Origin of the sequence: Terrabacter sp. Root85 (assembly GCF_001429185.1) — a bacterium.
Lineage (GTDB): Bacteria > Actinomycetota > Actinomycetes > Actinomycetales > Dermatophilaceae > Terrabacter.
This window is the reverse complement of sequence record NZ_LMIW01000015.1, coordinates 179,767-186,797: the sequence shown is the minus strand read 5'-3', so window position 1 is coordinate 186,797 and position 7,031 is coordinate 179,767. Positions and strand designations below refer to the sequence as shown.

Genomic DNA, 7,031 nt, shown 5'->3' with positions numbered 1-7,031 from the left:
GTGGTCGAGGTCGCAGCGGGTGGCCGGGACGTGGCAGTCGGGTCCGCGGCAGACCCCGTCGACGGCCTGGACGTGCTCGACCATGGCGCGCGTCGGGCGGTAGCTGCGGGTCGGGCGGGACAGGGCCCGGCCGGTGGGCAGGTCGACGGGCAGGGTGGCCCAGACGGATCCGGGGCGGGTGATGATCTCGCGGGCGTGGGTGGCGGTGACCCAGCCGTGGCCGGGGAGCTCGCAGCCGGTGTCGGCCTCGCCGGTGGCGACCTCGAACGGCACGACGATCCAGGCCAGCGCCGCCGCCTCACCCGAGATGGTCCCGGGCATGGCTCCGGATGCCGTGCTGGACGCGGTTGCGGACGCGGTTCCGGACGCCTCCCGGGGCGCCACGTCGACGGCGGGTCCGGGCGCGGCAGGGAGTGCTGCCCCGGGGTGGGCCGGTCGGTGCAGCAGGGCGTCGGTGGCGAGGTCGGCGCGGAGCTGGTCGAGGCTGCGGGCATCGCCCGCGCCGCGCAGCCCCCGGGCGGTGGTGTCGANCCGGTCGGTGCAGCAGGGCGTCGGTGGCGAGGTCGGCGCGGAGCTGGTCGAGGCTGCGGGCATCGCCCGCGCCGCGCAGCCCCCGGGCGGTGGTGTCGAGGCGGTCCATGACGGCGGCGACGCTCGCGGCGTCGGTGGTCACGGTGAGCCAGCCCATCCCGTCGTCGGTGAGCCGGCCGAACACCCCGCGCCGGGCCCTGGCGTGCGCGTGCCGTTCCTGGGCGCCGCGGGCATCGACCGACGCGACCGCGCGTCGCAGGCGGGCGGTGAAGGTCCGTTGCGGGACGGGCTGCCCGTCCCGGGACGGGGCGAGCACCGCCTGCGCGACCGACGTGACGTCCGCGTCCGGGAGCTGGGCGGTGTCGGAGACGACCTGCAGCGCCCGGTGCAGCGACAGCCGACCGGCGCGCAGTGCACCGAGGACGACCCGGTGCCGGCGGGGTGCGGTGGCCAGCGCCAGCCGGCGGGCGACCTCCCCGGCGCCGACCCCGGTCGCGAGGGCGATCTCCTCGCTGACGACCCGCTCGGGCGAGACCCGCGCGGACACCCGGGCGACGGCCCCGACCGGGAGGGCGTCGACCTGTTGGGCCTCGATGCCGGCCAGCGCGCCGCGAGCAGGTCGGCCTCGAGGCGCGCCTTGGCGACCTCGAGCGCCTCGATCTCGGCCAGCACCCGCTCCCCGGCCCGCGCCAACCCCTCCAACGCCACCGCCGCAGCCGCACGCTCACCGGCCGCCACCCGGGCAGCATCACCGGTGCGCCCCGTCCCGCAGGCCACCGCAGCACCGGGAACACAGGTGAGTGCCGCATCCGCGCGCCAGCGCTCCAGCACCGGTCCCAGCGACCGGGACAGCCGGCCACGATCGCCCGTCCACGCGACCCGCAGAGTCGTCCATCGCCCACCCGCCGGCACGCCGGAGGACTCGACCGGTGACGGCGTGTACGGCACGGTGAGCCCCCTCTCGGTGATGCTTCTTTGCATCAAGTAGAACAGGTGTTCGAGCGGAGTTCAAGAGCTGCAGCAAATCTGTGGACAACGAATTCGGTTCGCCTGCAGCGGAATCCGACCCTCCGACCGAGAGACCGGTGGCCCGGGGTGTCCTCCGCGGCGTCCGCACATAGGGTCTCCACATGGCGCGCAGGAAGCTCACGGTGACCGCCACCCCGGTCGGGGACATCGAGATCGCCGTCGTCACCCCGGTCGGCACGCGCCGGGCCGACCCGCTCCCGCTGCTCGTCGCCCACGACGGGCCGGAGTACTCCCGCCGTGCCCACCTCCTCTCCGTCCTGCGCGCCGCGACGGAGGCCGGCCGCGTCCCGCCGACCCGCGTCGTCCTGCTCGAGCCGGGCTCGCGCAACGAGCGGTACGCCGCCAACCCGCTCTGGGCCGAGGCGCTCACCGAGCACGTGCTCCCGACGGTCGGGACGGCATACGCCATCGACGGGAGGCCGAGCCTCATGGGAGCGAGCCTGGGAGCGCTCGCCTCGCTCCAGGCGGAGTGGTTGCACCCGGGGACGTTCGGAGGACTCTTCCTGCAGTCGGGGTCCTTCTTCCGCAAGCGCGTCGACGACGAGGAGGAGTTCGAGTTCTGGGACCGCGTCACGACCTTCGTGACCAACGTCAGGCGGGTCCGGCGGCGACGCACCGACGCGCACATCGTCATGACGTGCGGCACCGCGGAGGGCAACCTGACGAACAACCGCCAGACGGCGCAGACCCTCGCCGCGAGCGGCCACGACGTGTCGTTCACCGAGCTGCCGGGCCGCCACGACTGGCGCTCGTGGGAGGCGGCCTTCGACCCCTACCTGCTCGACCTGCTCGCCCTTCCGGACACCCGCTGACCGGCGACAGATGCCGCGGTTCCTGCAAGGATCGCAGTCGATGACCCGACCCCCGACGGTAGGAGCAGCACGATGACCGACACCGCACAGCAGGACCAGTCCGCCGCATCGAGCACCTCGTCGACGAGGACGCATCTCGTGGGTCTCCTGCTCGGCGCCGAGGAGGACTGGCCCACCGCCTTCGAGGCGTTGCTCGCGCTCGTCGGACCCATCACGACCGACGACGGCGTCACCCACGAGCTGACGAGCGAGCGCCTCACCATCGAGCCGTTCGACCTGCGCCAGCCGGTGCGCACCGAGCTCGTCATCGACCGCCTCGCCTACTGGTACTACCACCCGCGCGAGTGGCTCAAGAAGGCGGCGCTGATGGATGACACCTACCTGCTCAACAGTCCCTTCACCTTCCAGTCCATGGAGAAGCACAGCGCCTACGTCGCCCTGATGCGCCTCGGGCTCAAGGTCCCCGAGACGTGGCTCGTGCCCTACAAGCACCCCGTCGACAACGTCCGCTGGGCTTACACCTCCGCGAAGTACAACCGCCCGTTCGACCTCAAGGCGATCGCCAACCAGCTCGGCTACCCGATGTACATGAAGCCCTTCGACGGCGGCGGCTGGCGCGGTGTCTCCCGGATCAACGACGAGACGGACCTCGTCAAGGCCTACGACGAGTCCGGCGAGATGCTCATGCACCTGCAGTCGACGATCGAGTACGACCACTTCGCCCGGGCCTTGTCGATCGGTCCCGAGACGATGGTCATGGACTTCCGTCCCGAGCAGCCGATGCACAACCGGTATGCCGTGAGCTACGACTTCCTGTCACCGTCGGCCGGCAAGCAGACCGCGGCCATCAGCCGCATCGTCAACGCGATGTTCGGCTGGGAGTTCAACTCGTGCGAGATGCTCGTCAAGGGTGACGACGTCTATCCGATCGACTACGCCAACGCCTGCCCCGACGTCGCCGTCACGTCGCTGCACTACTACTTCCCGTGGGCCATCAAGGCGCTCGTGCGGTGGTCGACCTTCTGCGTCATCACCGGTCGCCGCGGCCCGATGGACCTCGAGATGCGCCGCTACTTCGACGTCGCCGACCGCGACGACCTCACGGACGCGGAGAAGCTTGACGAGTTCCTCGCGATCGCCGACGAGTACTTCGACACGGCCGCCTACTGGTCGTGGTGCGAGCGGTACCTGCCGCACCTCGACGCGGCCGTGCTCGAGTGGGTGCAGTCCGACGTCTTCGCCAACCTGCTCCGGTCGACGGTCGTCACGACCTACCCGGCGCACGAGCGCGACCGGTTCATGGCCCACTTCGGCGGCCTCATCGGCCTGTGGGTCGCGGACGAGAAGGCGCGGCTCGGGCTCTCCTAGCCGAGCGAGCCACCGATGCCCGCGACGAGGTTGATCGTCGCGGCGATGACGATGGTGCCGTAGAGGTAGGCGAGCAGCGTGTGCCCGAGCACGACCCGGCGCACGTCCGAGCTCTTGAGGTCGGTGTCCGACACCTGGTAGGCCATGCCGAGGTTGAAGGAAAAGTAGGCGAAGTCCGAGAACGTCGGGTCCTCGTCCTGGTTGAAGTCGATGGGTGGGCGCGGGCTCGCGTAGTAGACGCGGGCGTAGCGCAGCACGTAGACGGTGTGGACGCAGAGCCAGCCGACCGCGACCGCGCCGACCCCGACGACCGCGTCGACGACCTCGGCGCCGCCCAGGGCGCGCCCCCCGACGAGGAGGATCGTCACGCCGGCGAGGCTGGCCAGCCCGACGAGGATGACGACGACGTCGTACCAGGCGGCGTCGCCGTCGCGACCCTGCACCTTCTCCCGTGTCGCGGGAGCGTCATGGCCGAGGATGTGGATGAGCAGCGGCGCGGCGAAGGCGAGCCCGGCGACGACGAAGCCGGAGAGCCCGTGGACGAGGAACCCGTGCGCGGGCCCCAGCGGCACGAGGAACCCCGCGAGCACCCCGACGAGGACGGCGAGCGCGAGACGGCGTCGGATGGTGGGCACCTTCGGAGGCTACCGCCGGGCGGGGCCTCGAGGCTGGACGCCGGCTGGTGGTGCGCTGGTGGTCGGCTGGGTGCCCGGTCGGGGTATGTCTACGGCTGGCCCCGCTCGACGGCCGCCCCCCTCACGCCCCGAGCCCTAGGATCCCCACCATGTCCGACACGCCCAGCGCTCGTCGCAGTCTCACCGTCGTCTACAACCCGGTCAAGGTCGACGACCTCGTCGCCACCCAGGAGCTCGTGGCCAAGGCCGCGGCCCGGCACGGCTGGGAGGACCCCTCGTGGATCGAGACGACCGAGCAGGAGACCGGCGAGAAGCAGGGCCGCGAGGCGGTGCGCGCCGGCTCCGACGTCGTCGCCTCGCTCGGCGGTGACGGCACCGTCCGCGCGGTCGCCTCGGCGCTCGTCGGCACCGACGTCGCGCTCGGTCTGCTCCCCGGCGGCACGGGCAACCTCCTCGCCCGCAACCTCGGCCTGCCCGTCGACTCCCTCGAGGACGCCGTCGAGGCGATGCTCGGTGGCACCGACCGCCGGATCGACGTGGGCCTCATGCGTGTCGCCGACGCGGCGATCGAGCCGCGGGAGAGCCACGGCACGCACGACGGCGGGTCGAAGGTCGACGACGACGAGGAGGTCTTCCTCGTCATGGCCGGCCTCGGCCTCGACGGCCAGGTCATGGCCGGCACCAACGAGAAGGTCAAGGCCGCTGTCGGCTGGGTCGCCTACGTCTTCAGCGCGCTGCGCCAGGTCTTCAGCCGCGGCTTCCGCGTCGAGGTCGCCTCGAGGGGCGGCTCCGGCGTGACCGGCGAGAGCGGCGACCACGAGCGCGACCGCGACGAGCACAGCGGGTCGGTGAGCCGGCACGCGCGCACCGTCGTCGTCGGCAACTGCGGCACGCTCCAGGGCGGCATCGAGCTGATGCCCGAGGCGAAGATCGACGACGGCATCCTCGACGCCGTCGTCGTCGCGCCCAAGGGCGCCCTCGGCTGGATCTCCGTCATCTCCGACGTCGTGACCCGGCACCGCGCCGGTCACGGCCGGCTCGACCGCTTCCGCGGCCGCGAGTTCACCGTGACCGCGGGCCGACCCGTCGAGGCGGAGATCGACGGCGACCCGATCGGCGAGCACGTCTCGCTCGGCATCCGCATCCTCCCCGACTCCCTGGTGGTCCGGGTTGGCTGAGCGACGTCCTGACGGCCGGCGACCCGCGGGTCGCGGCCGCCGCCTGCTCAAGGCCGTCGGGTTCGGGCTCGCCTTCGCGGTCCCCGTCACGGCCCTCGCGTTCGTCGTGCGCGAGAAGTTCCTCCCCGTCATCGAGCTCGACGAGCGGCTCATCGTCGCGGCGACCGACATCACCCGCGACAACCCGTGGCTGAAGACCGTCCTGCTCGTCTGGCAGGAGGCCACTCAGCCGAAGTGGGTCTACATCGTCGCGTCGGCCGTGTGCCTCGTCGTGTGGCGCCGCCACCGTGAGCTCGCGACCCGGTGCCTCTGGGCCTTCCTCACGATGATGGTCGCCTGGAACCTCCAGCTCGTCCTCAAGGAGGTCGTCAGGCGGGCCCGCCCCGTCGTCAGCGACCCCGTCTCGCACGCCCCCGGCTACAGCTTCCCCTCGGGCCACGTCGCCAACGCCGCGGCCATCGCGACGGTGATGACGTTGCTGCTCTGGCCGTTGCTGTCGCCGGTCGCCCGCCGCTGGCTCGTGGCCGGCCTGACGGCATACGTCGTCCTGACGGCCCTCGACCGCGTCTTCCTCGGCGTGCACTACCCCTCAGACGTCCTGGCCGGGATCCTCTTCGGCATCGGCCTGGGCACGGCGTCCTACGTCGGCTACCTCGGGTGGAACCCCCAGAGTCCGGACGAGTCCCCTCCGCCGGAGGGGGACGTCGGGCCCGAGTCATCGAAAGGCAGCACGTGAACCACACCTTCATCCACCGTTACGAGATCGACTCGTCGCGACCGACCGTGGGGTCGGCGCTCCGTGACATCGCGCTGCGGGTCCTCGCCCCCGCCGTGGTGCTCTTCGGTCTCATCGTCGGGCTCGGCTTCCTCATCGTCGGCCCCCTCAAGGACCTCCCGTGGGAGAACGACCTGAGCAAGTCCGTCGCCGCAGGCCGCACCGCGACGATGAACTCGATCACGGCGGTCTGGTCGCACATCGGCAACACCGAGATCGTCATCGGCGTCTGCGTCGTCGTCGTGGCCCTCGTGTGGTGGCGCACCAAGCAGTGGTGGTATGCCGTCATCCCCGCCATCGCGATCGCCGCGCAGGCGAGCGTCTTCGTCGCCGCGACGACCCTCACCGACCGCAAGCGCCCGACGGTCGAGCACCTCGACCCGGCGCCCCCGACGTCGAGCTACCCCAGCGGGCACATGGGCGCCTCGACCGCGCTCTACCTGACCTTCGCGCTCATGGCCCAGCGCATCGAGACGGTGTGGCTGCGCCGCGTCGTGACCGTGGTCTGCGCGATCGTGCCGCTCCTCGTCGGCTACGCCCGGCTCTACCGCGGCATGCACCACCTCGTCGACATCCTCGTCGGGATGGTCAACGGCATCGTGTGCGCGCTGCTCGCGTGGAACTATCTGCGCCGTCGGACGACCGGTGACCGCGCGACCTCCGCCGTGCGCGAGGCCGTCTCGCGCTGACGCGACCTCGACCC

The 7,031-nt window shown here is 71.8% G+C and carries 7 protein-coding genes; 5 read left to right on the top strand and 2 right to left on the bottom strand.

What is annotated here, in order from left to right:
- Positions 1-531: 531 nt before the first annotated feature.
- Positions 532-1,078 (bottom strand): DUF222 domain-containing protein (locus ASE25_RS23615; protein ID WP_235508804.1); only part of this gene is annotated, 547 nt, incomplete at its 3' end.
- Positions 1,079-1,661: 583 nt separating this feature from the next.
- Here ASE25_RS23615 and ASE25_RS22120 point away from each other — a divergent pair.
- Together ASE25_RS22120 and ASE25_RS22115 are read left to right on the top strand one after the other, a co-directional pair.
- The gene (locus ASE25_RS22120) at positions 1,662-2,372 is read left to right on the top strand and encodes an esterase family protein (protein WP_082623051.1); all 711 of its coding nucleotides are present in this window, start codon (positions 1,662-1,664) and stop codon (positions 2,370-2,372) included.
- 72 nt (positions 2,373-2,444) lie between these two features.
- Positions 2,445-3,740 (top strand): RimK family alpha-L-glutamate ligase, encoded by a 1,296-nt coding sequence (locus tag ASE25_RS22115; RefSeq protein WP_056775712.1) that lies wholly within the window; start codon positions 2,445-2,447, stop codon positions 3,738-3,740.
- Here the strand turns inward: ASE25_RS22115 and ASE25_RS22110 are convergent.
- Positions 3,737-4,375, bottom strand: a complete 639-nt coding sequence (locus ASE25_RS22110) for a DUF1345 domain-containing protein (RefSeq protein ID WP_056827528.1) — start codon at positions 4,373-4,375, stop codon at positions 3,737-3,739. The two genes, ASE25_RS22115 and ASE25_RS22110, sit on opposite strands and share 4 nt — an antisense overlap.
- 149 nt (positions 4,376-4,524) lie before the next feature.
- On the opposite strand from ASE25_RS22110, the gene ASE25_RS22105 reads away from it, so the two are divergent.
- Genes ASE25_RS22105 through ASE25_RS22095 form a run of 3 tightly spaced genes read left to right on the top strand, consistent with a single transcriptional unit; the run spans position 4,525 to position 7,017 of the window.
- Positions 4,525-5,553, top strand: a complete 1,029-nt coding sequence (locus tag ASE25_RS22105) for a diacylglycerol kinase family protein (protein ID WP_056827526.1) — start codon at positions 4,525-4,527, stop codon at positions 5,551-5,553.
- Positions 5,546-6,289: a phosphatase PAP2 family protein gene (locus tag ASE25_RS22100; RefSeq protein WP_056775706.1), complete on the top strand. Its 744-nt coding sequence runs from the start codon at positions 5,546-5,548 to the stop codon at positions 6,287-6,289. Before ASE25_RS22105 ends, ASE25_RS22100 begins: the two co-directional genes overlap by 8 nt.
- Positions 6,286-7,017, top strand: coding sequence for a phosphatase PAP2 family protein (locus ASE25_RS22095; RefSeq protein ID WP_056827524.1), 732 nt, complete (start codon positions 6,286-6,288; stop codon positions 7,015-7,017). The genes ASE25_RS22100 and ASE25_RS22095 overlap by 4 nt, the downstream gene beginning before the upstream one ends.
- Positions 7,018-7,031 lie beyond the last annotated feature (14 nt).

Coding starts and splice junctions, on each gene's coding strand:
- ASE25_RS22120 (WP_082623051.1), top strand. CDS start 1,662: ATGGCGCGCAGGAAGCTCACGGTGACCGCCACCCCGGTCGGGGACATC.
- ASE25_RS22115 (WP_056775712.1), top strand. CDS start 2,445: ATGACCGACACCGCACAGCAGGACCAGTCCGCCGCATCGAGCACCTCG.
- ASE25_RS22105 (WP_056827526.1), top strand. CDS start 4,525: ATGTCCGACACGCCCAGCGCTCGTCGCAGTCTCACCGTCGTCTACAAC.